This is a genomic window from Pseudomonas sp. LBUM1657, assembly GCF_059716075.1.
On record NZ_CP166799.1, the window covers coordinates 3,714,118 to 3,735,548 of the forward strand.

At 57.1% G+C, this 21,431-nt stretch carries 20 protein-coding genes and 1 pseudogene; 7 read left to right on the forward strand and 14 right to left on the reverse strand.

Going from position 1 to position 21,431, the window contains the following annotated elements:
* Positions 1–16: 16 nt before the first annotated feature.
* From ACA055_RS17075 to ACA055_RS17105, 7 genes and pseudogenes are all read right to left on the reverse strand, one after another.
* The gene (locus tag ACA055_RS17075; protein ID WP_497679716.1) at positions 17–445 is read right to left on the reverse strand and encodes a hypothetical protein; all 429 of its coding nucleotides are present in this window, start codon (positions 443–445) and stop codon (positions 17–19) included.
* An 87-nt stretch (positions 446–532) separates the two neighbouring features.
* Positions 533–691: pseudogene (locus tag ACA055_RS17080) on the reverse strand (cupin domain-containing protein); the annotation flags it as partial.
* Positions 692–1,641: 950 nt separating this feature from the next.
* Entirely contained in the window at positions 1,642–2,073 is a 432-nt protein-coding gene (locus tag ACA055_RS17085; protein WP_497679717.1) for a hypothetical protein, read from the reverse strand.
* Between the two features lie 85 nt (positions 2,074–2,158).
* Positions 2,159–2,707 carry a cupin domain-containing protein gene (locus ACA055_RS17090; RefSeq protein ID WP_497679718.1) on the reverse strand — a complete coding sequence of 183 codons (549 nt, stop codon included), beginning with the start codon at positions 2,705–2,707 and terminating at the stop codon, positions 2,159–2,161.
* A 386-nt stretch (positions 2,708–3,093) separates the two neighbouring features.
* A complete protein-coding gene (locus ACA055_RS17095) occupies positions 3,094–4,380 on the reverse strand; it encodes an NAD(P)/FAD-dependent oxidoreductase (protein ID WP_497679719.1) in 1,287 nt (428 codons plus the stop codon).
* Positions 4,381–4,432: 52 nt separating this feature from the next.
* Positions 4,433–5,923, reverse strand: a complete 1,491-nt coding sequence (locus tag ACA055_RS17100) for an aldehyde dehydrogenase (RefSeq protein ID WP_497679720.1) — start codon at positions 5,921–5,923, stop codon at positions 4,433–4,435.
* 232 nt (positions 5,924–6,155) lie between these two features.
* Positions 6,156–7,532, reverse strand: coding sequence for a glutamine synthetase family protein (locus ACA055_RS17105; protein WP_497679721.1), 1,377 nt, complete (start codon positions 7,530–7,532; stop codon positions 6,156–6,158).
* 280 nt (positions 7,533–7,812) lie between these two features.
* Between ACA055_RS17105 and ACA055_RS17110 the strand changes: the two genes are divergently transcribed.
* The 5 genes from ACA055_RS17110 to ACA055_RS17130 all read left to right on the forward strand — a co-directional run bounded on the left by ACA055_RS17110 (position 7,813) and on the right by ACA055_RS17130 (position 13,029).
* Positions 7,813–8,574, forward strand: coding sequence for a gamma-glutamyl-gamma-aminobutyrate hydrolase family protein (locus ACA055_RS17110; protein ID WP_497679722.1), 762 nt, complete (start codon positions 7,813–7,815; stop codon positions 8,572–8,574).
* Between the two features lie 369 nt (positions 8,575–8,943).
* A complete protein-coding gene (gene potA / locus ACA055_RS17115; protein WP_497679723.1) occupies positions 8,944–10,086 on the forward strand; it encodes a polyamine ABC transporter ATP-binding protein in 1,143 nt (380 codons plus the stop codon).
* Positions 10,087–10,115: 29 nt separating this feature from the next.
* Positions 10,116–10,997, forward strand: a complete 882-nt coding sequence (locus tag ACA055_RS17120; RefSeq protein WP_497684437.1) for an ABC transporter permease subunit — start codon at positions 10,116–10,118, stop codon at positions 10,995–10,997.
* The gene (locus ACA055_RS17125) at positions 10,994–11,878 is read left to right on the forward strand and encodes an ABC transporter permease subunit (protein WP_497679724.1); all 885 of its coding nucleotides are present in this window, start codon (positions 10,994–10,996) and stop codon (positions 11,876–11,878) included. Before ACA055_RS17120 ends, ACA055_RS17125 begins: the two co-directional genes overlap by 4 nt.
* 53 nt (positions 11,879–11,931) lie before the next feature.
* The gene (locus tag ACA055_RS17130; protein ID WP_497679725.1) at positions 11,932–13,029 is read left to right on the forward strand and encodes a polyamine ABC transporter substrate-binding protein; all 1,098 of its coding nucleotides are present in this window, start codon (positions 11,932–11,934) and stop codon (positions 13,027–13,029) included.
* A 328-nt stretch (positions 13,030–13,357) separates the two neighbouring features.
* Here ACA055_RS17130 and thpR read toward each other — a convergent pair whose 3' ends face one another.
* Complete coding sequence (thpR, locus tag ACA055_RS17135; RefSeq protein WP_497679726.1) at positions 13,358–13,897, reverse strand: RNA 2',3'-cyclic phosphodiesterase; 540 nt, start codon at positions 13,895–13,897, stop codon at positions 13,358–13,360.
* Positions 13,898–13,957: 60 nt separating this feature from the next.
* Between thpR and ACA055_RS17140 the strand changes: the two genes are divergently transcribed.
* On the forward strand, positions 13,958–14,152 hold the full coding sequence (locus ACA055_RS17140) for a hypothetical protein (RefSeq protein ID WP_497679727.1): 195 nt from the start codon (positions 13,958–13,960) through the stop codon (positions 14,150–14,152).
* 14 nt (positions 14,153–14,166) lie between these two features.
* Here the strand turns inward: ACA055_RS17140 and ACA055_RS17145 are convergent, their stop codons facing one another.
* Both ACA055_RS17145 and ACA055_RS17150 read right to left on the reverse strand, forming a co-directional pair.
* Entirely contained in the window at positions 14,167–14,520 is a 354-nt protein-coding gene (locus ACA055_RS17145; RefSeq protein WP_497679728.1) for a DUF1428 domain-containing protein, read from the reverse strand.
* Positions 14,521–14,522: 2 nt separating this feature from the next.
* Positions 14,523–15,599 carry a hypothetical protein gene (locus ACA055_RS17150; RefSeq protein ID WP_497679729.1) on the reverse strand — a complete coding sequence of 359 codons (1,077 nt, stop codon included), beginning with the start codon at positions 15,597–15,599 and terminating at the stop codon, positions 14,523–14,525.
* Positions 15,600–16,042: 443 nt separating this feature from the next.
* Here ACA055_RS17150 and ACA055_RS17155 point away from each other — a divergent pair, with 443 nt between their 5' ends.
* Positions 16,043–16,312: a hypothetical protein gene (locus tag ACA055_RS17155; protein WP_497679730.1), complete on the forward strand. Its 270-nt coding sequence runs from the start codon at positions 16,043–16,045 to the stop codon at positions 16,310–16,312.
* Positions 16,313–16,342: 30 nt separating this feature from the next.
* Here ACA055_RS17155 and ACA055_RS17160 read toward each other — a convergent pair whose 3' ends face one another.
* The 4 genes from ACA055_RS17160 to ACA055_RS17175 are packed head-to-tail and all read right to left on the reverse strand — an operon-like array spanning position 16,343 to position 20,985.
* The gene (locus tag ACA055_RS17160) at positions 16,343–17,458 is read right to left on the reverse strand and encodes an HlyD family secretion protein (RefSeq protein ID WP_497679731.1); all 1,116 of its coding nucleotides are present in this window, start codon (positions 17,456–17,458) and stop codon (positions 16,343–16,345) included.
* 6 nt (positions 17,459–17,464) lie between these two features.
* Positions 17,465–18,313 (reverse strand): hypothetical protein, encoded by an 849-nt coding sequence (locus tag ACA055_RS17165; protein ID WP_497679732.1) that lies wholly within the window; start codon positions 18,311–18,313, stop codon positions 17,465–17,467.
* 1 nt (position 18,314) lies between these two features.
* Positions 18,315–19,631, reverse strand: coding sequence for a glycosyltransferase family 2 protein (locus tag ACA055_RS17170; protein WP_497684438.1), 1,317 nt, complete (start codon positions 19,629–19,631; stop codon positions 18,315–18,317).
* 16 nt (positions 19,632–19,647) lie between these two features.
* On the reverse strand, positions 19,648–20,985 hold the full coding sequence (locus ACA055_RS17175; protein WP_497679733.1) for a TackOD1 domain-containing metal-binding protein: 1,338 nt from the start codon (positions 20,983–20,985) through the stop codon (positions 19,648–19,650).
* Positions 20,986–21,431 lie beyond the last annotated feature (446 nt).

Genomic DNA, 21,431 nt, shown 5'->3' on the forward strand with positions numbered 1-21,431 from the left:
GAGTACAAGCCAATCATTACCTACGCCGTGATTGGCCTGTATAAAAGCTCAAGAAAAACAAGATCAACGCAAAAACAAGAAACATAACTGCTAAAACAAAAAAATAAGGCACATTGTCTAAAAACTCAATTTTTTTCACTTGGGGAATAAAAATTATGGTCCCAGTTGCAGCTCCAATGATAATTCCAATCCAAGAGCCACGCGAACTCATATACTTTTCATCCATCATCCCGCCAAGCCAAACACTCCTTAGTCTGGAAATATAAAAACGCAAGCAAAAAAAGCTGATAGCTATATAGATCACAATATAGGTCGCTCGCAGAGCGCTGCCCTCCAAGGGCATTATCTGCTTAATCCCTTCGACAACTATTAGTGTATAAAGCCCCGCCGAGCCGAGAACAAGAGAGCCTACCCAAATATAATAGCGAGCACTGCTTAAATTCATAAAAATATGATCCATCATGGCTACAATATTTGAAATATATTATAGCCATGCATCAGCATCGATGGAAACACTGAAACATCTACTCAATCAAAAGTTAGCCGGTGTGTTAGCACTAATGATTTCCGCCTCATCCGCCCCAATATTCCGAAACCGATGCGGCAGCGTCGTCGGAAAGTAATACCCATCCCCAGCGTTCAGCACACTGATCTGCCCATCAACCGTCATCTCAACATTGCCACGCGTAACCTGCAATAAAGGACCAATAAAGGACAATAAAGGGGACAGATCTATTTATTGAAATAGATCCGCCCCCTTTTTTATGCTTGAGCTTTTCAGGAAAGACCCCATCAACTATGAACGAGCATACAGACAAATGGGAAAACTGGCACTGACCTTTGAAGCCTTGGTCGATACAATCACAATAAAAAACATTGCAAAAGAAACAACTTTAGAATGAACCACGTCATCAAGCACATCACTTTCTTCGGCGCAGCCTCATTATATAAACGTATAGACAGGTAAAAACCAATATAAAAACGGCCACACTAACGACAAAAGAAAGCTTGCCTCGCAGCGAAAATGCTAGATCAATTTGTAGAACGATAACAACAGCCCAAAACAAAGAACCGATAAAAGCGCCAAAATACGCAACCCAAGCAGAATCTCTTTCGGGATTAAAATCGCGCCCAAGTGAAACATCAATATAACTGGGAGAACAATAATAAAAGTTAACAAACAACAAAAAACAAAAAAAGCACCTAGCACCAACCAATAATAACCCCCACTTAAAGGGACCACTCTTTCTATCAACCACGCAAGTAATGCCGCATAAAGTATGGAAAGCATAACAGTTAGTAAATCCGAAATTAAAACGGTAAAGAAAACCCGCAACCGCATTAACACCCCCCCTCAGAAAGTTTTATAGTTTTTGAGCTTCGCTACAATCAGTGCATACATCAAAAATTATAACCATATCATTACTATTGCTCACTCTAACAAACGACATAAACGAGCGACGATCCGAAAAGCCCTACACACCATTTCTTTTTATCCTACATATAATCCCCACAAACCCAGAAACGATTCATCAAACTATCCAAATAGAGGCCTTCCAAAACTAAAAAGGTGACAGATCTATTTATCTAAATGGACCTGTCACCTTCTTTTGATGCGGCTTGTGCAGATCATGTAATTAATTAGCGCCTGCGACCCGGTTTCCAGACATAGTGAGCAAAAACAAACACGGCACATGCAAAAGCAAAAAATAAAACTCCAATGGCACCCCAATGAGGCAAGTCACTCAAGAACTTGATCTTATCTATCTGGGGGATAAAAATTATGGTCCCAATTGAAGCGCCAATGAAGATTCCGACCCTGGATGCTCGCACACTGGTGTATCTGCCATTCAACGTCTCATCGAGGTCCATTTTCCGCAATCTTGGAACGTAGTAGCGCAAGCCGAGAAAGCAAAGAACCATATAAATGGCAAGCCCTATAGCATAGAAGTGCGTGTCTTCCAGGGTTATTACCTGCAACAACCCCAACATAAGTATCACGGAGTAAAAACCTGCACAGGCGAAGACCATGATCCACGCCCAGAGGTAATAGCAAATTGTTCGAATATCCATAAACACATAATCCATCATGAGTACAACGTTCAAAACCTCTAGAGCCCTGCATCCAATACAGGGAAGCACTGAAAAAGTTAACTAATCAGAAGTTAGCCGGGGTGTTGGCGCTAATGATTTCGGCTTCGTTCTGGCCAATATTCCGAAACCGATGCGGCAGCGTCGTCGGAAAGTAATACCCATCCCCGGCATTCAACACACTAATCTGCCCATCAACCGTCAGCTCAACGGTGCCGCGAGTGACAAGCCCACACTCCTCCCCTTCCGAGTGCACAATCGGCTCTTCTCCCGAACTCGCGCCAGGCGCGTATTGCTCGCGCAGCAGGCGCATTTGCCGGCTAGGCACCGAAGCGCCGATCAGCAGCAGCCGCAGCCCGTGACGGCCGAGGTCCGGCTGTTCGTTGGCGCGGAAGACGTATTGATGCTCGCGGGGTGGTTGGTCGAAGGTGAAGAAGTCCGCCAGGGACATGGGGATGCCTTCGAGCAGTTTTTTGAGGGAGCTGACGGAGGGACTGACGCGATTTTGTTCGATCAGGGAGATGGTGGCATTGGTGACGCCGCTACGCCGGGCCAGCTCGCGCTGGGACAGTTTGTAGCTTTCGCGTACTAATTTGAGTCGTGAGCCCGTGTCCATGACAGCCTTATGCGAAGAATACTTAAGGGTTATGGGGGTGGATGGCGGGCGACTTTTGGCCGCGAAAGTACCGCTTCCCTGTCCCGGAAATGTGAAAGGCGGGTATTAAATCACGTTTGGTGGTGATGCTCAGCAGGTTCGATGAATGGGTGGGTGAAAAGGACTTTTGGCGGTTGGTCATGTGATGTTGATGGGGGCTGGGCTGCCGTCTTCGCGAGCAGGCTCGCTCCCACAGTTTGGTCGTGGTCGTGCACAGATTTTGTGTTCGTCGTAGATCTCCTGTGGGAGCGGGCTTGCTCGCGAAGGTGGTGTGTCAGGCGATATCGATGGTGGTTGATATGGCCCCTTCGCGGGCAAGCCCGCTCCCACAGGGATTGTGTTGACTGCTAGATGCCGAAACGGTCACGCAGCGCGTAGTACGCGGCGCCCATGGCGGTGAGCGGGGCCTGGAAGGTTCGGCCGCCGAGCATGGGCATGTGCGGCAAGGATGCGAAGGCATCGAAGCGTTCGGCGTCGCCGCGGATCATTTCCGAGATGAGTTTGCCGGCCAGGTGCGAGCAGGTGACGCCGTGGCCGCTGTAGCCTTGCATGTAGTAGGCGTTTTTCTCGATGCGGCCGAATTGCGGCATGCGGGACATGGTCAGCAGGAAGTTGCCGGTCCAGCGGTAGTCGATTTTCACGTCCTTCAGTTGCGGGAAGGTCTTGAGGATTTTCGGTTTGATCAGTTGCTCGATGTCGTCCGGTTCGCGGGCGCCGTAGACCACGCCGCCGCCGTACAGCAGGCGGTTGTCGGCGGTGAGGCGGTAGTAGTCGAGCAGGTAGTTGCAGTCTTCGACGCAGTAGTTGTTTTTGATCAGGCTGCGCGCAACCTTCTCGGACAGCGGCTCGGTGACGACGATTTGCGAACCGCAGGGCATGCTTTTGCGTGTGACGCGGTTGTCGAGGTCTTGCGGCAGGTAGGCGTTGCCGGCGATCAGCAGGTACTTGGCGCGGACCACGCCTTTGGCGGTGCGCACGGTGATCGGTTCGCCGTAGGTGATTTCCACTGCCGCCGATTGCTCGTAGATTTTGCCGCCCAGGCCGATGATGGCCGAGGCTTCGCCGAGGGCCAGGTTCAGCGGGTGGATGTGGCCGCCCTGCATGTCGAGCAGGCCGCCGACGTAGTTGTCGCAACCGACTTCGCGCTTGATGTCCGCCGCGTCGAGCATTTTCAAATTTTTGTTGCCGTAGCGTTCCCAGTTGCTCTTTTGCTCGGCCAGGCCTTTGAGCTGCTTTTTGTTCAGCGCGGCGAAGATGCCGCCCGGCCGGTAGTCGCACTGAATGTCGTAGTGCTGGATGCGCTGACGGATGATGTCGGCGCCTTCGAAGATCATGCTGCCGAGGACTTCGGCAGTCTTGTCGCCGTAGCGTTCTTCGATGACGTCGACGTCGCGGCTGTAGGAGTTGACCAGTTGGCCGCCGTTGCGACCGCTGGCGCCGAAACCGACTTTGGCGGCTTCGAGCACGGTCACGCTGTAGCCGGCTTCGGCGAGGAACAGGGCCGAGGACAAACCGGTGTAGCCGGCGCCGATCACGCAGACGTCGCAGTCCACCGCTTGTTCGAGGATCGGGAAGTCGCCGGTGAAGTTGCGGGTGGCGGCGTAGTAGCTGTTTACATGTGTTGTTGGTTTCATACGTTTCTCCGATGGCCGCTGGCATGTGCCGGCGACCGCCGTTGTAGAGGTGTTAGAGCTTGATCCAGGTCGCTTTGAGTTCGGTGTATTTGTCGAACGCGTGCAGCGATTTGTCTCGACCGTTACCCGACTGCTTGAACCCGCCGAACGGCGCGGTCATGTCGCCGCCGTCGTACTGGTTGACCCAGACGCTGCCGGCGCGCAAACCGCGCGCGAAGGTGTGGGCCTTGCTCAGGTTGCTGGTCCACACGCCTGCGGCGAGGCCGAAGATGCTGTCGTTGGCGATGGCCAGCGCTTCTTCAGCGGTGTCGAAGGTGATCAGCGACAGCACCGGGCCGAAGATTTCTTCACGGGCGATGGTCATGGCGTTGGTCACACCGTCGAAAATCGCCGGTTCCACGTACAGGCCACCGGTGCCTTCGAGGGTGCGGCTGCCGCCCGCGATCAGTTGCGCGCCCTGGTCTTTGCCGACCTGGATGTAGCGCAGCACGTTGTCCAGTTGACGCTGATCGACGACCGCGCCGACGGTGGTTTCCGGGTCCAAAGCGTGCCCCGGTTTCCAGGCTTGCAGCGCTTCCACCAGCAGCGGAATGAACTGCTCGCGGATAGAACGCTCCACCAGCAACCGCGAGCCAGCCGTGCAGACTTCGCCCTGGTTGAAGGCGATCGCACTGGCCGCCGCTTGTGCTGCCGCGCGCAAATCCGGCGCGTCGGCGAACACCACGTTTGGGCTCTTCCCCCCTGCTTCGAGCCAGACGCGTTTCATGTTGCTTTGCCCGGCGTAAATCAGCAGTTGCTTGGCAATCGCGGTCGAGCCGGTGAAGGCCAGCACGTCGACGTCCATGTGCAACGCCAATGCCTTGCCGACGGTGTGACCAAAGCCCGGCAGGACGTTGAACACGCCTTTCGGGATACCGGCATCCAGCGCCAATTGCGCGATGCGGATGGCGGTCAGTGGCGACTTTTCCGAAGGCTTGAGGATGAACGAGTTGCCTGCGGCGAGGGCCGGGGCGAACTTCCAGCTAGCCATGATCAGCGGAAAATTCCACGGCACGATGGCGGCTACGACGCCTGCGGGTTCGCGGGTGATAAGGCCCAGTTGGTCGTGCGGCGTGGCGGCGACTTCGTCGTAGATCTTATCGATGGCTTCGGCGCTCCAGCGGATCGCGTTGGCGGTTGCTGGAATGTCGATGTTCATCGAATCGCTGATTGGCTTGCCCATGTCGAGAGTTTCGAGCAGGGCGAGTTCGTCCTGGTTGGCCAGGATCAAGTCGGCGAAGCGGATCAGGATGCGCTTGCGTTCTGCGGGTGCCTGTTTGGCCCAGATGCCGGACTCGAAGGTGCGGCGTGCGACGGCGACCGCCGCATTGGCGTCGGCTTCGTCGGTGCTGGCGACGTTGGCCAGGAAGCGACCGTCGACCGGGCTCATGCATTCAAAGGTGTCGCCGCTGAGTGCCGGGCAGTATTGGCCGTCGATGAATGCGCGGCCTTCGAGTGTTAGGGACTGGAAGCGTTGTTCCCAGTCGCTGCGAGTGTTTGTCATGGTTGTGACTCGACGCAGAGGAATTTGTAGTTGCTGGATTGAAGCCAACCAGCAAAGGATCAGAACACCGCAATTCCCTGTGGGAGCGGGCTTGCCCGCGATGGCGGTATGTCAGGCGACATCAATGTTGAATGTGCTGCCGTCATCGCGGGCAAGCCCGCTCCCACAGGGATTGGTGGTGCACACTTGTTTTGTGTGCACCCCATTACCCATAACTGCCGAGTGTTGGCCATCAAACGGTGTGCAAGTACCAGTTGTACTCAAGGTCGGAGATGGAGTTCTCGAACTCGGCCAGCTCGCTTTCCTTGCACGCCACGAACACGTCGATGTACATCGGGTCGATGTAGCGGGCCATGACTTCGCTGTCGTCCAGCTCGCGCAGTGCATCGCGCAGGTTGTTCGGCAGGCTTTGCTCGTTCTGCTCGTAGCTGTTGCCTTCCACCGGTGCGCCCGGTTCGATTTCGTTGGTCAGGCCGTGGTGAATACCGGCCAGCACCGACGCCATCAGCAGGTACGGGTTGGCATCGGCGCCGGCAACGCGGTGTTCGATGCGCACGGCGTCCGCCGAACCGGTTGGCACACGTACCGCCACGGTACGGTTGTCGATGCCCCAGCTCGGCGAGTTCGGCACATAGAACTGCGCGCCGAAACGGCGGTACGAGTTGACGTTCGGGCACAGGAACGCCATTTGCGCCGGCAGGGTCTCGAGCACACCGCCGATCGCGTGACGCAGTGCGGCGTTCTGCTCGGGATCCTCGCTGGCAAAGATGTTGTTGCCTTCTTTGTCGAGAATCGAAATGTGTACGTGCAAACCATTGCCCGCCTGGCCCGGATACGGCTTGGCCATGAAGGTGGTGTCCATCTCGTGGTCGTAGGCGATGTTCTTCACCAGACGCTTGAGCAACACCGCGTAGTCGCAGGCCTTGATCGGGTCATTGACGTGATGCAGGTTCACTTCGAACTGCGCCGGGGCGCTTTCCTTGACGATGGCGTCCGCAGGAATGCCCTGCTCTTTCGCGCCTTCGAGGATGTCTTGCAGGCAATCGACGTATTCGTCGAGGTCATCGATCAAATACACCTGAGTCGACATCGGACGCTTGCCGGACACCGGTGAGCGTGGCGATTGCGGACGACCGTTCACGTTGTCCTGGTCGATCAGGTAGAACTCCAGTTCGAACGCGGCGCAGATGGTCAGGCCCATGTCATCGAACTTGCTCACGACCTGACGCAACACTTCGCGAGGGTCAGCGAAGAACGGCTGGCCTTCGAGCTCGTGCATGGTCATTAACAGTTGCGCGGTCGGGCGCTTCTGCCATGGCTCGATGCTGAGCGTATTAGGGATGGGGAAGCAGATTCGGTCTGAGTCGCCGATGTCCAGACCCAGGCCGGTGCTTTCCACCGTAGAACCGTTGATGTCCAGAGCAAACAGTGACGCCGGGAGATTGATGCCTTTTTCGTAAACCTTATGAAGACTGGTGCGCTCGATGCGCTTGCCGCGCACCACACCGTTCATATCCGCAATCAGAAGGTCGACGTACAAAACCTCAGGATATTTCTTAAGGAATGCGTTTGCTTCGTTGAGTTGAACGGCACGCAGAGGGACCGACATGATGCACCTATTAACTGTTAATTATTATGTTCACTACCCTTTCACGAGCCCAGTCAATCCGAAAGGCAAAGTGAAGTCAATAGCGAACACTTGGCCTTTCAACCTTTATTTTCGGGCCTTTTATGGGCACGAGAGTGCCAATTAAGCCGCGAGCCGCGCGTAAACCCTGGAGATCGGACGATCGGCGTTTAGAATTTTTTACATGAGAGTTGTTAATTAAAATCAACAAGGCTAAGCTCCGGAAAAGCTCGTTCAAGTGTGAAACTTCGAGGTGATAAAAATGGCATTCAAGCCATTGATCGGCGTTACAGCGTGCGTCAAACAGATTGGCCTGCACCCCTACCACATCAGCGGCGACAAGTACTTGCGTGCTGTCAGCGTCGCGGCGCTGGGGTTGCCCGTAGTCATTCCTTCCCTAGGTGACCTGACCGAAATCGATGACCTGCTCGCGCAGCTCGACGGTCTGTTGCTGACCGGCTCGCCGTCGAATGTGGAACCCTTCCACTATCAAGGCCCGGCCAGCGCCCCCGGCACGGATCACGATCCGGCGCGGGACAGCACCACCCTTCCCTTATTACGTGCAGCCATTGCCGCTGGTGTTCCGGTGCTGGGCATCTGCCGTGGTTTTCAGGAAATGAACGTGGCGTTCGGCGGCAGCCTGCATCAGCGGGTCCACGAACTGCCCGGCATGCTCGATCACCGGGAAGCGGACAGTCCGGAGCTGGCGGTGCAGTACGCACCGGCGCATGCGGTGACTGTGCAACCGGGCGGCGTGTTTGAAGCGCTGGAGCTGCCACCGGAATTTCAGGTGAACTCGATTCACAGCCAAGGCATCGACCGACTGGCGCCCGGCCTGCGAGCTGAAGCGCTTGCGCCGGACGGTTTGATCGAGGCGATCTCGGTCGAGCACAGCAAGGCCTTCGCCGTCGGTGTGCAATGGCACCCGGAATGGCAGGTGCTTTCGAATCCTCCCTACTTGAGTATTTTCCAGGCGTTTGGCGACGCGTGCCGGCAACGGGCGGCGTTGCGTAGTTCGCGCTAACGTCACCCTCGACTAATCAATTTACTGCCCCCCGTGAGTCAGTCGGGTGCGCCTTTGCGCGCCGTCGCTCACGTAATAGATAAACCGCAATAACAACAAGTACGAACAGGCAGCCAGGATGGCGGTGCCGAATAAGCCCGAGCTGGGCGATGCCAGCGAAGTAAGCGCAAATTCCTGTGGGAGCGGGCTTGCCCGCGAAAGCGGTGTGTCAGGTAACGATGATGTCGACTGACACACCGCCATCGCGGGCAAGCCCGGCTCCCACAGGGTCCGCGGTTGAATTGACTGGCACCGTACGGCTCGGGCTTGCAATCCACTCTTAAGTCAGGCCGCGTTGGCCCGACGACTGAAACCTGTTGGGAGTTTCACATGGCAAACGCCTCCAGCATCTACAGGAAGGCTCTTGAAGGTCACCAGGCACCGAAAAAGGTGCTGGTAAAAGTCGACCGCGTTACCAAGAAATTCGACGAAACCACCGCTGTGGACGATGTTTCGCTTGAGATCCATCAAGGGGAAATCTTCGCCCTGCTCGGCGGCTCCGGTTCCGGCAAATCGACGCTGCTGCGCATGCTGGCCGGCTTCGAGCGTCCGACCGAGGGGCGGATTTTCCTCGACGGCGTGGACATCACCGACATGCCGCCGTACGAACGGCCGATCAACATGATGTTCCAGTCGTACGCGCTGTTCCCGCACATGACCGTGGCGCAGAACATTGCCTTCGGCCTGAAACAGGATCGTCTGTCCGCCAGCGAAATCGACGCCCGCGTTGAAGAGATGCTGCGACTGGTACACATGACCCAATACGCCAAGCGCAAGCCGCATCAACTGTCCGGCGGTCAGCGTCAGCGTGTGGCACTGGCCCGCTCCCTGGCCAAGCGTCCGAAGCTGTTGCTGCTCGATGAACCGATGGGCGCGCTGGATAAAAAGCTGCGCTCGCAGATGCAACTGGAGCTGGTGGAAATCATCGAGCGGGTCGGCGTGACCTGCGTGATGGTGACCCACGATCAGGAAGAGGCCATGACCATGGCCCAACGCATCGCGATCATGCACCTGGGCTGGATCGCCCAGATCGGCAGCCCGGTCGACATCTATGAAGCACCGGTCAGCCGCATGGTGTGTGAGTTTATCGGCAACGTGAATGCCTTCGACGGCACCGTTGTGGAAGACCTGGAAGGTCATGCGATCATTCACAGCCCGGACCTGGAGCAGAAGATTTACGTCGGTCACGGCGTCAGCACCTCGGTGCAGGACAAGTCGATCACCTACGCCATCCGCCCGGAAAAACTGCTGGTCAGCACGACCCAACCCGAGACCCGCTACAACTGGTCCCAAGGCAAGGTGCATGACATCGCTTACCTAGGCGGCCACTCGGTGTTTTACGTCGAGCTGCCTGGCGGCAAAATCGTGCAGTCGTTCATGGCCAACGCCGAACGCCGTGGCGCGCGGCCGACCTGGGACGACAAGGTCTACGTGTGGTGGGAAGACGACAGCGGCGTGGTACTGCGCTCATGAAAACACTCAATCAGCAGTTCATGCGGCTGATGCCGAGTGGTCGAAAGCTCGTCATCGGGATTCCTTTCCTGTGGCTGTGCCTGTTTTTCCTGTTGCCGTTCTTCCTGGTGATGAAGATCAGCTTCTCGGAAGCGGCCCTGGCCATTCCTCCTTACTCAGAGATCTACACCTTCGCCGAGCAGAAATTCCAGCTGCTGCTGAACATCGGCAACTACTCGTTGCTGACCGAAGATGAGTTGTACATCTCGGCTTACTTCGGCTCGTTGAAGGTCGCGTTTTTAAGCACGCTGATGTGCCTGGTGATCGGCTTCCCGATGGCCTACGCGATCACCAAGGCAAACAAGGAAACGCAAAACGTTCTGCTGTTGCTGATCATGATGCCGACCTGGACCGCGATCCTGATCCGCGTCTATGCGTGGATGGGCATCCTCAGCAACAACGGTTTGCTCAACGGCTTCCTGATGTGGACTGGGCTGACGTCGCACCCGATCGAGATCCTCAACACCAACACGGCGGTCTACATCGGGGTGGTTTACGCCTACCTGCCGTTCATGGTGCTGCCGCTGTACGCCAACCTGGTCAAGCACGACGGCAGCCTGCTGGAAGCCGCCTCCGACCTGGGTTCGAGCAACTTTAACAACTTCTGGAAAATCACCGTGCCGCTGGCCAAGAACGGGATCATCGCCGGTTGCATGCTGGTGTTCATTCCGGTGGTCGGTGAGTTCGTGATTCCGGAACTGCTCGGTGGCCCGGAGACCCTGATGATCGGCCGCGTGCTGTGGCAAGAGTTCTTCAACAACCGCGACTGGCCGGTGGCATCCGCCCTTGCAGTGGTGATGCTGTTGATCCTGATTGTTCCGATTCTGCTGTTTAACCGCAGCCAGGCCAAAGAGATGGAGGCACGGGGATGAAACGCTTCGGATTTTCAAAGTTCATGCTGATTTTCGGCCTGTCGTTTATCTACCTGCCGATGCTGATTCTGGTGATCTACTCGTTCAACGCCTCCAAACTGGTGACGGTGTGGGGCGGCTGGTCGGTGAAGTGGTACGTCGGCTTGCTCGACAACACGCAACTGATGGGCTCGGTGGGGCGCTCGCTGGAAATCGCCTGCTACACCGCGATTGCCGCGGTAGCGCTCGGCACGTTGGCAGCATTCGTGCTGACCCGCGTGACGCGCTTCAAGGGTCGCACCTTGTTCGGCGGCCTGGTGACGGCGCCGCTGGTGATGCCGGAAGTGATCACCGGTCTGTCGCTGTTGCTGTTGTTTGTGGCGATGGCACAGTTGATCGGTTGGCCGATGGAGCGTGGCATCGTCACCATCTGGATCGCGCACACAACGTTCTGTGCAGCCTATGTGGCGGTGGTGGTTTCCGCCCGCTTGCGTGAGCTGGACCTGTCCATCGAAGAAGCGGCCATGGACTTGGGCGCCAAGCCGTTCAAGGTGTTTTTCCTGATCACCATTCCGATGATCGCACCGTCACTGGCGGCCGGCGGCATGATGTCGTTTGCCCTGTCGCTGGATGATCTGGTGTTGGCGAGCTTCGTGTCTGGCCCGGGCTCCACGACCTTGCCGATGGAAGTGTTCTCGGCGGTGCGCCTGGGGGTGAAACCGGAGATCAACGCCGTGGCCAGCCTGATTCTGCTTGCCGTCTCGATCGTGACCTTCATGGTCTGGTACTTCAGCCGCCGCGCCGAAGCCACCCGCAAACGGGCGATCCAGGAAGCCATGGACCAGACCGCCAGCGAATCCTGGCAGCAACCTAAAAAGCAAATGGTAGAAGCGACGGCCTAGTGCCGTCGCGTTTCACAGTTTTGTGTCGATGAAAAAAGAATGGAGTTGTACCGATGAAAATGTTTGGCAGGACTCTGCTGACACTGTCCTTATTGGGCGCAATGGCTACCGGCGCCCACGCCAATGACAAGGTACTGCGCGTCTACAACTGGTCGGATTACATCGCGCCGGACACCGTCAAGAAGTTCGAAGACGAGACCGGCATCCGCGTGACCTACGATGTGTTCGACAGTAATGAAACCCTTGAGGCACGGCTACTGGCCGGCAAATCCGGCTACGACATTGTCGTGCCGTCCAACAGTTTCCTGGCCAAGCAAATCAAGGCTGGCGTCTATCAGGAGCTGGACAAGTCAAAGCTGCCGAACTGGAAAAACCTCAACCCGGTGCTGCTGAAAAACGCTTCCACCAGCGACCCGGACAACGGTCATGCGTTCCCGTACATGTGGGGCTCGATCGGTATCGGTTTTAACCCCGAGAAGGTCAAGGAAGTGCTCGGCACTCACGCGCCGACGAACTCCTGGGACTTGCTGTTCAAACCGGAAAACGCCGCCAAGCTGAAAGCCTGCGGCATCAGTTTCCTTGATTCGCCCACGGAAATGCTCCCGGCCGCCCTGCACTATCTGGGCTATCCGGTGAATACCCAGGACAAAGACCAGATCGCTGAAGCTGAAGCGCTGTTCATGAAGATTCGGCCTTCGGTGGCTTACTTCCATTCATCGAAGTACATCTCCGATCTGGCCAACGGCAATATCTGCGTGGCCGTCGGTTACTCCGGCGACGTGCTGCAGGCCAAGGCCCGCGCCAAGGAAGCCGGCGACACGGTGAAGATCGACTACAGCATCCCGAAAGAAGGTGCTGGCAGTTTCTACGACATGGTCGCCATCCCACGGGACGCCGCCAACGTGGAGAACGCCTACCTGTTCATGAACTTCCTGATGCGCCCGGACATCATTGCCGAGATCACCAACAACATCGGCTACAGCAACGCCAACGCAGCGGCTACGCCGTTGGTGGATGAGGCGATTCGTGACGACCCGGGTTCCTACCCGTCGCAACAGGTGATGGCGACGTTGTATGCCATTCCGGATATGCCGATTGGTATCCAGCGGGTGATGACCCGGGGGTGGACGCGGGTGAAGTTGGGCAAGTAATTCACTCGAAGCCTGTGCTGCACTTGAAGCCGCCATCGCGGGCAAGCCCGCTCCCACAGTGGTCCGGGGTGGAACTCAGATTTGTGGACGACGCTGATCCCTGTGGGAGTGGGCTTGCCTGCGAAGGGGCCACCACATTCAACATCGATGGTGGCTGACCCACCGCTTTCGCGAGCAAGCCCGCTCCCACATTTGGACAGTGGTGCTCTCCCGTTTTCCGTTCACGCAGCGCCTTACCACCGCTGCACTCCTCTCAGAAGAACGGTTTCACCTGGCTTCCTCGGTTAAGGTGAAGTTTGGCGCCCTCGGGCGCCTTTTTTGTTTTGGCTTATGACGTAGCCAGCGGCCATTCGGCCAGCGCTCGATAGCGGCCCTTGGTGGATTCGAACAGGGTGAAACGATCCGCGCGCAGGAAAAACTCGGGGGGCGTCGCGGACTCCGGGACCGGCGCTCGATAGTCGCGCATCAAGGTCAGGTGCGGGCGGAACTCCTTGGGCGCATCCACCAATCCGAACGGCAGCAACGCCTGCTCCAGGTCGTAAACCAGACGCAGCAACTGCGGTGGTGCCTGCTCTGGCACCAGCAACAAAACCCCTGACTTGCGCCACACTTCCAGGCGATCAAGCGCAACCGTCAGGGCCTCACCTGGCGTTCGAACACTCGCGGCAGCCGCGCAGATGTCCGCAATCTGCCTGACCTCGACAGCGCCCAAAAACTTCAGCGTCAAATGAAAGTTTTCCGCCGGCACCGGGCGTCCGCTCCTGAGTTGAAGCGCGCTGCGCCATTGGGCAATCGCCCGGCGCTGTGCGGGTGCGCAGTCCAAGGCAAAAAACAGGCGTTTTAACGGTTCATGGGATTCGTCGCTCATACGTGGCACCTCCTGACATCCAAGTTATAGTTCATGCAAACGATTCAACTGGAGGGGGCCATGCGAGAGATCATCAGCAAAGAGCCATGGTGGGCCGTGCCACCGAAACCCGGTCAAGATGAGTCCGAGCTGGAATGGGGTTGGCTGGTTCATTACAACGAAGGTGAACCGCGCTTCGAGTTCGTCAAGGAACGGCCGACGGACAGCGAGATTCGCAATCGCAAGAGTTGCAGGACCACCCCGTCGCCGGAGTGATCCTGCCGTTGGTCTCAGGCCTTCACGATCATGTCGAAACCACCAAAGATCATTCTCTGGCCATCGAACGGCATCGAATTGACGTCGGGCTGTATCCGCGGATCGGACATGACCTTTTCCATCCCTGTGTCACGGGTGGCCTTATCGGGCCAGATGATCCAGGAAAACACCACGGTTTCGTCGTCCTTGAGTTTCACGGCCATGGGAAAGGACGTCACCTTGCCCTCAGGCACGTCGTCACCCCAGCATTCGGCAAGGCTGAGCGCGCCGTACTCCATGAACACGGCGGCGGCGGACTCGGCGTGTTTCCTGAATGTTTCGCGGTTGGCGGTGGGTACGGCAATAACAAAGCCATCTACGTAAGACATGGTCATTCTCCTTGGGTTATGGGCATCTGCTGGTTAGTCGATTCGGTCGGGCTCCAATCGACCGATCCGCTGCTCGAACTGACCGACGGTATTTCAGCGCTCCCCGCCAGATTGCCTTCGATTTGCGCCGCCATGTACAGCGTGCCGGCCATCACGCCGGTCGTCGGATTTTGCACCAGCTTCGTCCACGCTTTGTCGAACGTATTACCCAGGCTACTGCGAATCAGCGCCTCGCTGTCCGGCCGATCGTTGGCCTGTATCATGGCGCGAATTCCCGCCACCCCCACGGTAATCAGCCCTCCCGCCAATCTGCCCGCCGCGGCAGCCACCGCACTGGCCGCCCCGCGCGGGGCCATTTCGGCCTCCATCCGTTTGCTGGCGCGCTTGGCCACCGGCGCCATGGCGGTGTCTGTCGAATCCACCCCCTTGTCGCCGCCGGCCTTGTGGATCTTGTCGATCAGCGCCGCGTAAGCCGGCAGCGTGTTCAGCGGCTGGGTGTGCATGACCTGATACAGCGAAGCGTCCCGGGCGGACGGCGGCCCCAGTGCGATCGCGGGGATTTTCTGGATACGACCGTTGAGCTGAGCCATCGGCACGCCGTGGCGCTGGGAGGTTCGTTGCAATTCTTCCTGAAGAATGTCCACGTAGAACGCCGTTGCCAGGCCGAGAATCGCGTCGGGATCGATTTCCACCGCGACGGGCGCCAGCACGCGCTTCTGGTATTGCTCCAGCAGATAGGCCGCCAAGCGCTTGGCCGAGGCGTCCTGCTCACCCTTGGCGCTGAGGGTGTACCAACTGACTTTCACCGACAGCCATTCCTGGGTCCAGTAACTGCTGAACCATGGAATGAAGTTCTCTTCGGTCAGTTGATAGACCCGCGTCCGCCAATAATCCATGGCGCCGCGCGCGTAGATTTTGGTCTGCTCGGTGGCCGATTGCGACGCCGCGACAATTTCCCGATCCACCTGCTGCCAGGTGCTCTGGGAAACCACGACCGGCGGTTCCACCGGGGCACGCACAGGCGTGGCGCATCCCGCCAACACCACCAACGCGGCGACGACCAGCGAACGCAGGTTCAAGATCGCGGTGTCCTACAGTTTTCCGCCGAACAGGATATTCGGTGGTTAAAGGCCTTCTGATTTGAGTATAGGCCTCGGCAATTACCCGTTCGTCTGGATATTGATTGCGTGGCTCAGGGCCTCATCGCGGGCAAGCCCGCTCCCACAGTAGTCGGTGGTGGAACACAAATTTGTGACCGACGCTGATCCACTGTGGGAGCGGGCTTGCTCGCGAAGAGGCCCTCAAGTCACCCCGAAAAACCGACCATCACTGGCATCGATATTCACCATCGCCGCGAATGCCTTCCGCTCAAAAACCGTCAGCGTAGGATCAATCTCAACCCAACACAAAACCCCGTATCGGAGGGGCGAATCATGATTATCCATCTCTTGACCTGCCTGGCCCTGACGGGCGTGACCCTGAGCATTTTTTCCTGGTACCTGCTGTCCGAGGAGCGCACGTCATGATTGTCTCCGTCACCCTGGCCGTGAGCTTTCCGGTCTTCGGCAACAACTACTATTCCCAGCAAGTCGTCTCGCGCAAAGAGCTCTCGCTGGTGTTCGACAAAGACTTCGAGGCGCTGCTGATACCGGCCGCCGCCAATCACTTCAACAATGAAGTGATCGGGCTCAATGACCAGTTCCGCTTTTTGAACGATGTGCTGGTCGAGCATCTGCTGGAGATCGAAATGGCCCAGTCTCCATCACACTCCGCACGTCAGTTCACGTTCTGAAAAGACAGGGTGTTCGGTCACCGCCAGGATTCATTTATTCCCCGGTGCGGTAGTGGGGGTTCGATCCATGGCAATGAAGTCGGCTATTCCCTTGATGAGTTCACGACTGTTGCTGAACATCTCTTGCCAATCGGTCGGGAAGCGCACATTCAACGGCAATTGATCGATTCTCCAGCGCGGGGACAGCGGCTGATCAAACCGGGCGGCGACCTGCAAACCCATCTCGCTGGCCGCAAACGGTCCACGCAGTACCGTCGGCGTGCGACCGGCGCTGTCGACGGCCTGGACCACATGGGCCGTTAGCCACTCGCCATCGGGCATGCGCACGCGTAGCGGCTGGCCAATCGCGGCGTAGCTGATGTTCAGCGGTTCCAGATAAATCCACAGCAGCGGGTCCTCCAGTCGCTCGATGCGCATCAGCAAGGTACCGGCACCGACGTTTTCCCCAGGATTAACCAATACCTCGGCCACCCGGCCGCTTTGCGCGGCATTCACCGACAACGCTGAGAGGCGGGTTTTCAGCCACTGCCGCTCGGCGTTCTGTTGAACAATCTCGCGTTCAACGCTCAACGGCGACTGACGCGCCTGTTGCTCGCGGCGCTCGTACGCCAGCAAGTCCGCTCGAAAAGCATCGAGTTCGGATTCGGCCGCCAGCACTTCACCACGGGAGACGGCGCCGCGTATAACCAGGTCTTCAAGCGTCTGCACCCGTTGCTGCGCCCTGCTTATTCGGGTCCTGAGCAACTGCCGCTCCCGGCCGTCCAGTTTGGTGCTGGTAATGCGTGTCGTGTCCGTCGGCATGGCGGCCAATTGCGCCAGTCGGGCTCGCCATTCCGGATTGTCGAGATTGACCAACGGCTGATCGGCCCGGACCTGTTCTCCGGCGATGACAAACAGCTGCTCGACCCGACCGGCATCCCGCGCGCGCACCTCGAGAATCGGCAGGCGCAATTGCGCCGGGGCGTCGATCATCAGCATGCCGTAGACCAGCTTGCCACCCAGCCATATCAACGGGCTCGCGACCAGCAGCAGGATCAAATACCAGCGCACACGAAACGCCATGCGCTTGCCCGGTGCGTAGAGCACCGTCAAACCTTGTTCCTGGGTAGGGCTCAGTTCTTTGCGACTGTCGAAACGAATCTTCATGACGGCTCACCGTTTTGGAAAGTCTCGCCAGGCTTGCCAGTCGATGCCGGCAATCCCTCGTGGTTGCAGTTGTTCGCGCCAGGCAGTGGTCTGGCGTTGCAACTGTTCGGTTGATGCGCCGGCCCAGGACTCAGTGGCATCCAGTTGCGGCTCCGTGCTTTGCGCCAGGCGAAACTGCAGATCGGGCCAGCGTTTGGCGATCTGCTCTGCCATCCGTGCACTGTTTTTCGGGTTGCGGGTGTAGATCATCAGGCTGACTTGGCGCACGCCTGCGTCGGGAAGCGCGCACGGCACACAGGTTTGTCCGGGTTTTGCCTCAGTGAACCAGCGGTGATGGCTGGAAATCTCTACCGGCCATGGGCTCTCCCGGGAGGCCGCGCGCAAGGTGTCGAGCCAGTTCTTCAAGCGCTGATCAGGCACTGGCACGCCCAGCTGTTCGACCTCCAGGTCCAAGTGCAGGCTGGTGAAGGAAAGCCCTTTGAGTTTCTCCAACAAGTCGGTGAGCTGCTGGCGTTCCTGCGGCTCGATCCAGGCCGGATCACCGAGCAGCAGACTCACTTGCAATCCCTTGCTCGCCGCCTCCTGCAGCAGTTGTCCCAATTGTCGGCGCGTCGTATCCAGATCATTGATCTGTGCGGCCTTGAGGCCCAGGTAGATCTTGTCCATCCCGGCCTTACCCAGTGCATCAATCTCGGTCTCCCGATGATCGGGATCGAGCAACGCTTCGCTGTCCCAGACATAACTGGCCTGGGTCCATTTGCCCGACTGCCCCCCCACCGCCTGAAGCGGCTGGGACTGTGCGACCAGCGTCGTCGAGGGCAACACCAGCGCCAGAAGCAGCAGTATCGATCGCATATCAGAATCTCGTGGCTCGTTTAAGCACCCACCACGGCGCCATCGAGCTTTCTTCATGGCCACGACGAAAGATTTCGTTGAGCATGGCCACTGCGCTCCAGCACCGCATGAGCAGCATGAACAAAGGGAAGACAGGTACCAGCAACCCCAGGGTCATGTCCTGTCGAGGGCGGTCGGACACCATCAACAACATGGCGCCGAACATCAGCGCAGTGATCATCAGGTACAGCAGATAGATCAGGACAAACAGAAACAACAGCGTCTTGCCCGGCAGAATAAACAGCGCCAACAAGGTGTAGCTGAAGATGATGAAGGGCAGCACCAGCTGAAAAAAGAAGCCACTGACCAGGATCATCAGGAAGGTCGGCCAACCTAACAGGCCCGGGTTGATGTTGTGGTTGTGCTTTCTGACATAGAGAAAAAACAGGTCGCCATCCCAGCGCAAGCGCTGCATCAGAAACTGACTGAGCGTTGCCGGTGCATCGGTATGCCCAATCGCTTCCGGTTCAAAAGGAATCCGCAGGTTGTGTCGCTTGAAGTAGCTTTTGATCCGTAACGTCAGGTCCAGATCTTCCGCTGTGTGAGTGTTCCAGCCACCGATTTTCACCAGGAAACTGCGTCGAAAAGCCCCGAAAGCGCCCGACACGTTGTTGACCAGGTTCCATTCGGCCAAGCCGATTTTCGACATATGGATCGATAACAGATATTCCAGCGCTTGCATCGCCGTGACCCAAGAGCCCCAGACGTTGCGCACCCGCAGGCTGCCGGCGACCGCAGGCACCGAGGGGTCCTCGAAATTGCGCACGATGGCGCTGACCATGTTGTTGTCGAAGGACGTATCGCCATCAAGCGCCATTACGATTTCACCGCTGGCAAGCGACAGTCCGGCGTTCAACGACGACACCCGCCCGCCCCGCTGCCATTTGGCGATCGGGCGTAAATGACGCCTGGGGTACAACTGCGGATCCACATTGAAACTGCGAACGGCGCTGAGCGTCGGCTGGTTGATCGTGGCCCCGTCCACCACCGGTATCATCTCAATGTGGCCGGCGTACGTCTGCTCGCACAGGCTGAGCAGCGTGGTCTGAACGTCCATCCCCTCGCTGTAGCAGGTAATGATGCAAGAGACCCTGGGCCGATAGACGCTGATCTTCGGTATACGGGTGCGCCGACGGGTAAACCAGCGCAACACCCCCAGCAACACCATGATCATCAGGGGCAATTCAAAGATCAGAAACAGCGGAAAAAGCATGAAGAACAAGCGGCTCAAACCATCGGGCCCCAAGAGCGCAGTGAATGCGATGTAGAGTTGCTCCATTAATGGGCTCATGGCATCACACCAGTTCACTGGCCAGACGGGCCAGCAGGAGTTCGCCATCTTCCTGCTCAAGAAGATCGTGGGGCGCCGTGATGCTGATGACCCGCAGGGAGATGTCACTGACCTCCGGTGCTGAAAACAATTCGGCAACCCGGCCAAGGCGTTGCTTTACGGTTTCCAGTCCCTTGCCTTCGGTATGCGGAAGCATGATCCAGAAGAACTCTTCGGTACTTCGCGAACAACGGTCCGTATCCCTGACGGTTTCCTTCAAACGGTCGGTCAGGCTATCAATGAAGGCATGGCCTCGGTGCTCACCCAGGCGCGACAAGGTATCGGCAAGGTTGACGAAGCGCAGACCGATCAGCGAGAAGGCAGGCTCCGGGTAGCGGCGCACGATCTGGATTTGCCAGCTCAGCAGGTCGTAGAAATCCTTGCCGCCCAACAGATTGAGTCGACCGAAGTGTTGCGCCGATCGATCACTGAACTCCTGGCGGCAGCGGAAACGCCCAGCCTCAGCCAGGCGAAAATCCCTGATCTCGCGGACTCGCAACTTGTCGGGCGTGTGTGACAGGCCGCAGTCCAGGCAACGCGCTTGCACATCGGCATCGACAAAAAACGCCTGGCAAGAGCGGCAGCGATAGTTCTCCATGGGGCGGTCGTAATCACTGCCGATATGGCGCAAACGGTTCAGGCAGTTGGGGCACAGCAACACCCCGTCTTTGAGAAAGGATTCCTGTGGCCCCACATGTCCACACGTAAAGCAGTGCAAGGAAGGTTGCCGTGAAATGTCCAGGGATTGGCATTCGGCGCACACGTCAATGTAATTGAGCCGGCCCGAACCACAGTCCGAACACAGGCGCACGCGATCGATCAGAACCCCCTCTTCCAGCCAGCCCTGTTGCACCATCAAGCTGAGCCAGACAAAAGGATTGATCTGTTCGTTATCAGCCAAGACATCCAGCAATGGATAGCGATAATGCTGAGGCACCTCCGGATCTCGCAGGGCGTACACGTGAGCACTGCCGCGTAGCCACAACCAGGAAAGCACCCGAGTTTCGAAACGCTCGGGTGCGGATCCCTGTGTGAACTGCCGGAAACGTTCTTGCCACACCCCCCAGAGGCTGAATATTTCACTGGAGTCGACGGGGCACGCGCCATCACCCAAGGCTTCACACCAGCCATTCTGATCCCGGCAGCAGTAAATGAGGGTGTAACGATAAGGGGGAATCGAGCGCAACTTTCGAAGCACTCGCCCTGCGTAAGCGGCTGGCATGTCAAGCAGCAGGACATCAAAGGCAGGTGCAGCGAGCAGGCTGCCCAGATCAGTAAAGCGTTCAAGCTCCGGAAGGTTCAAGCTTGGGACTCTATTACCGAGTATTGCAATCCGAGGATTTGGAGTCGGCATGACGGCTCGCCCTGCAGATAGATAACGCTTGGTTAACTGGAGACGTCAAACACTAGCATCGCGACGAAAAATTGCATCCGTTATTGGGCGCTTACTTTGTTTATACGACGAACGCGAAATTCAATTACAACTACGCAAATCCAAAACTTCTGCCGATGAAACTTTCGCAACTAATTATTATTTTATTTTTCAATCAGTTATCTGACCACGTCGCGATTAACAACAACCACATTGCCTAATTGTTAATTGCCACTATCATAGCCTTACGCCATACAAAACAAATCTCGACTGCAAAAGAGAAAGTTTCACAGTCGCAGCAATAGAGGCAATACTTCAAGTAACCAAACAAGTTCAAAATGTCTTTATATCAAAAATTTGTATTCTTATTACGTGTC

Excerpts from the sequence above, each read along its gene's own strand:
- ACA055_RS17165 (WP_497679732.1), bottom strand. The coding sequence starts at position 18,313 with ATGCGATCGATACTGCTGCTTCTGGCGCTGGTGTTGCCCTCGACGACG.
- ACA055_RS17085 (WP_497679717.1), bottom strand. The coding sequence starts at position 2,073 with ATGGATATTCGAACAATTTGCTATTACCTCTGGGCGTGGATCATGGTC.
- thpR (WP_497679726.1), bottom strand. The coding sequence starts at position 13,897 with ATGAGCGACGAATCCCATGAACCGTTAAAACGCCTGTTTTTTGCCTTG.
- ACA055_RS17075 (WP_497679716.1), bottom strand. The coding sequence starts at position 445 with ATGAATTTAAGCAGTGCTCGCTATTATATTTGGGTAGGCTCTCTTGTT.
- ACA055_RS17170 (WP_497684438.1), bottom strand. The coding sequence starts at position 19,631 with ATGGAGCAACTCTACATCGCATTCACTGCGCTCTTGGGGCCCGATGGT.
- ACA055_RS17155 (WP_497679730.1), top strand. The coding sequence starts at position 16,043 with ATGATTGTCTCCGTCACCCTGGCCGTGAGCTTTCCGGTCTTCGGCAAC.
- ACA055_RS17120 (WP_497684437.1), top strand. The coding sequence starts at position 10,116 with ATGCCGAGTGGTCGAAAGCTCGTCATCGGGATTCCTTTCCTGTGGCTG.
- potA (WP_497679723.1), top strand. The coding sequence starts at position 8,944 with ATGGCAAACGCCTCCAGCATCTACAGGAAGGCTCTTGAAGGTCACCAG.
- ACA055_RS17125 (WP_497679724.1), top strand. The coding sequence starts at position 10,994 with ATGAAACGCTTCGGATTTTCAAAGTTCATGCTGATTTTCGGCCTGTCG.
- ACA055_RS17145 (WP_497679728.1), bottom strand. The coding sequence starts at position 14,520 with ATGTCTTACGTAGATGGCTTTGTTATTGCCGTACCCACCGCCAACCGC.
- ACA055_RS17100 (WP_497679720.1), bottom strand. The coding sequence starts at position 5,923 with ATGACAAACACTCGCAGCGACTGGGAACAACGCTTCCAGTCCCTAACA.
- ACA055_RS17095 (WP_497679719.1), bottom strand. The coding sequence starts at position 4,380 with ATGAAACCAACAACACATGTAAACAGCTACTACGCCGCCACCCGCAAC.
- ACA055_RS17105 (WP_497679721.1), bottom strand. The coding sequence starts at position 7,532 with ATGTCGGTCCCTCTGCGTGCCGTTCAACTCAACGAAGCAAACGCATTC.
- ACA055_RS17160 (WP_497679731.1), bottom strand. The coding sequence starts at position 17,458 with ATGAAGATTCGTTTCGACAGTCGCAAAGAACTGAGCCCTACCCAGGAA.
- ACA055_RS17110 (WP_497679722.1), top strand. The coding sequence starts at position 7,813 with ATGGCATTCAAGCCATTGATCGGCGTTACAGCGTGCGTCAAACAGATT.
- ACA055_RS17090 (WP_497679718.1), bottom strand. The coding sequence starts at position 2,707 with ATGGACACGGGCTCACGACTCAAATTAGTACGCGAAAGCTACAAACTG.
- ACA055_RS17140 (WP_497679727.1), top strand. The coding sequence starts at position 13,958 with ATGCGAGAGATCATCAGCAAAGAGCCATGGTGGGCCGTGCCACCGAAA.
- ACA055_RS17130 (WP_497679725.1), top strand. The coding sequence starts at position 11,932 with ATGAAAATGTTTGGCAGGACTCTGCTGACACTGTCCTTATTGGGCGCA.